4 protein-coding genes are annotated in these 2,854 nt (G+C 66.4%); all 4 read right to left on the minus strand.

The window, feature by feature from the left end:
* Positions 1 to 230 precede the first annotated feature (230 nt).
* Positions 231 to 512 carry a hypothetical protein gene (locus NR111_RS18080; protein WP_256821609.1) on the minus strand — a complete coding sequence of 94 codons (282 nt, stop codon included), beginning with the start codon at positions 510 to 512 and terminating at the stop codon, positions 231 to 233.
* A complete protein-coding gene (locus NR111_RS18085; RefSeq protein WP_256821610.1) occupies positions 509 to 745 on the minus strand; it encodes a hypothetical protein in 237 nt (78 codons plus the stop codon). The genes NR111_RS18080 and NR111_RS18085 overlap by 4 nt, the downstream gene beginning before the upstream one ends.
* 378 nt (positions 746 to 1,123) lie before the next feature.
* The gene (locus NR111_RS18090; RefSeq protein ID WP_256821611.1) at positions 1,124 to 2,518 is read right to left on the minus strand and encodes a protein rep; all 1,395 of its coding nucleotides are present in this window, start codon (positions 2,516 to 2,518) and stop codon (positions 1,124 to 1,126) included.
* Positions 2,519 to 2,671: 153 nt separating this feature from the next.
* Positions 2,672 to 2,854, minus strand: a 183-nt coding sequence (locus NR111_RS18095; protein ID WP_256821612.1) for a hypothetical protein, incomplete at its 5' end; no start/stop codon positions are given.

Raw genomic sequence — 2,854 nt, forward strand, 5'->3', positions numbered from 1 at the left:
CGAGCAGACCGAGCGGAGAGCGCCGGGACAGCGAGGACCGGGAGCAAGCGAAACGCCCCCCGTGTCTGTGCCGGGAGGCGCTCGAAAAGGACAGTAGCCCGAGACACCGACACCGGCGCGAGATTGGCGACAGGGGCCACCGCAGCCCGTGCCCCTAGTCGTGACTCCGTACGAAAGTCCCGGCGCGGTACGGACGCGATCAGGGGCCGGGGCCGGGACTTCCGCACGGTTCACATCCGCCGCGCGAGCCGAGCGTGTGCGCCAGCACCGGAGACGCCGAGCATTTCGCCAATCTGCTCCCAGGTCGCACCGAGAGCGCGAGCACGACGGACGGCGAGCACCTGGGCTTCATCGGCGATGTGGCGAGCAGTCACGGACAGGCGCACCACGTCGTGAGCGTGCGCAAGGGTCCACTCGTCGTGGTCCAGGTGCTCGAGCAGCCGCTCGAGCGGATCGACAGACAGGCCAGCCGCCACCGTGGTCGAGACCAGAGCATCAGAGCCGCCACTCATGACGCGTCGGCTTCGTGGTCGCAGAGCATTTCGCCGGAGTCCCAGCAGTCATCGCAGACGCCCGCGGCGATGAGGTTGTCCGCGAGCACTTCCTCGAACTCGACCGAGGGCACTTCCTGCACGGAGCCGTAACCGCGACCGTCGAGGATCGAGGCGATGTTCGCGACCATGCAGCGCTCGGCCCAGTCGGAGCCGAACCGCTCCCGAGCAACCCGCTCGACCCCTGCCCGCATGAACTCCATGAGTGCCTTTCCCGACCGGGAATCTCCCGACCTTCTACCATCAAGGTTACTTGATGCCGGGGTGCTTGTCAAGGTTCCTTGATGCCGGTTTTTTCCGCCGCCACTCGGAGTGCCTACTGTGTGGCGTCTTTGGGTCTGAGGTTCAGCAAGAGGTGTGTCAGGTTCAGAGGCCGGAGGCGAACGAACCGAACTGGACAGCGCCGAAGCATCCGCAGTCGTCGCAGAGCCACGCCTCAGCGCCGGACGGACCGAAGAACTCGCGCAGTTCCATAGCGCGAGCGCGAGCACCGGGAGCAACGCGAGACGCGAGCCGCGACAGCGGCAACCACACGATGTGCGCGGAAGCGCACTCGGAGCAGGTCGAGCGGATCATGAGTCGTTGCCTTCCATGAGGGTGTACAGAATGCCGTTCGCATCGAGGAACGCGCGGAGACCAGCCAGGCCCTTACGGTCGAGCACGTCGAGAATCCGCGACGTGGGCCACGGTTGCTTGAGCACGAGCGACCACGCGTGCTTGTCGAGCCGCAGGAGATCCACCGATCCCAGTTCTTCGGCGGCGATCTCTTCGTCGGTCTTGTCCCGCTCCTGGACGAGCAGCGCCTTGAGTCCCTTGGACCACGTGACCTGCCGTCGACCCTTGGATGCCTTCTCGTACTCGTGCCAGAGGTCGAGCAGATCGACTTCCCCCGACGCGGCGAAGGTTTCCGCGATCCGCCAGACCGGCACCGTGGACCACACGCCCCGCGCGCCCTTGGTCCAGGAACCGAACAACTCGCGACCCAGAGCCTCGCCGGAGGCGTACGGGGCGGACTTGCTCAGGTACTCGCCCAGTTGCGCGGCCGCTTCTACGCCCTCGACGAGGTGCACGTCCTGGCCAACGTCGAGCGCACCGGGGAATCCGTGCCGTTCGAGCGCAGCGGACCACTTCCCGAGCAGCCATGAGCGGAACTCGTTCACGAGCTCCAGGGCGTCGGCGTCGCCACTGATGAGCAGAACGAAGTGCAGGTGTGCGTGCCAGCCGTTCGAGTAGGAGCGCGTGACCTCAACGACGCGCACGGTCCCAGGGGAACCGAGACGAGCGAGCCACTTGGTCCAGACTCGCGACTTCTGCACCGAGTTCCAGGCCGACTGGAGCGCATCCCACTCGTGCGTCAGACGGTGCCCGGCATGGTGGCGCATGGTGAGCGTTCCCATGAGCACGCGACCGCCCGAGGCCTCCCAGGCGAGCAGTCCACAGCCGAGTTCGAGCGAGCGCCGAGCGGAGACCTTGGCCGAGCAGCAGGGGCAGGCCCAGACCGAGCCGCACGACTGGAGGCCCGAGAAGCCGGAAGCGTCGCCAGTGGACCGAACGCCGACGTGCTTGCCAGTTCGAGCACGGCCACAGTTGCGCAATCGTGGCAGGTCAGAGACTTCCCAGAGGGTCCGGCGAAGTTCGTAGCGAGCCGTTCGGCGCTCCAGACGACGAGCATCGTCGGAGGGGGGGGAGAAGTTATTCGCAATGTTCTCTAGGCCCGCGCCTCCGGCACGGGCTCCGGAGGCGGTCACCAGACCGGCTTCAGCCCGAGAACTTCCGCGAGAATCCACCCGCGTCGAGCACGTCGGGGAAGCCACCGAGGCGGCTTCGAGACACGCTGACGGCGTGGACGTTGTGAATGGGGATGAGTGCGGGCTACCGTCAATGGTGCAACCACAGCCGAGCCTTTCTTGGTTTGAGTTCGGAATGTGGGGAGGCCGGATTTCATGTGAGAGTGGATCCGGCCTCATGCATTTTCAGGGTTCCGCTATTGGAGCGGAGGCCTCCCCTGGCCGGGGTATTTATCCGTGTATGTGTGCGGTCCTGGGTCGATGGCCAGCCGCGATGTTGTCTTCGGACTGTAGCGCGGCTCACGGACACCGGTGACACGGGCACGCCGTTCGTCATCTCATCCGGTTACGGTCCGGTCCGGCTCCCGAGGAATGGCCGGCGGCGGCAGCCGCGCTCCGCTTTCGGCCCGCCTCCGCCGGCCATTCCCACCGGGAGACGGCATCGGCATCGAGAACCGGGGCGAGCAGACCGAGCGGAGAGCGCCGGGACAGCGAGGACCGGGAGCAAGCGAAACG

It is taken from the genome of Dietzia sp. Die43 (assembly GCF_024519835.1).
Lineage (GTDB): Bacteria > Actinomycetota > Actinomycetes > Mycobacteriales > Mycobacteriaceae > Dietzia > Dietzia kunjamensis.

What these genes read in the sequence shown, in the direction of transcription:
- NR111_RS18085 (WP_256821610.1), bottom strand. Translation starts at nt 745, where the DNA reads ATGCGGGCAGGGGTCGAGCGGGTTGCTCGGGAGCGGTTCGGCTCCGAC.
- NR111_RS18080 (WP_256821609.1), bottom strand. Translation starts at nt 512, where the DNA reads ATGAGTGGCGGCTCTGATGCTCTGGTCTCGACCACGGTGGCGGCTGGC.
- NR111_RS18090 (WP_256821611.1), bottom strand. Translation starts at nt 2,518, where the DNA reads ATGAGGCCGGATCCACTCTCACATGAAATCCGGCCTCCCCACATTCCG.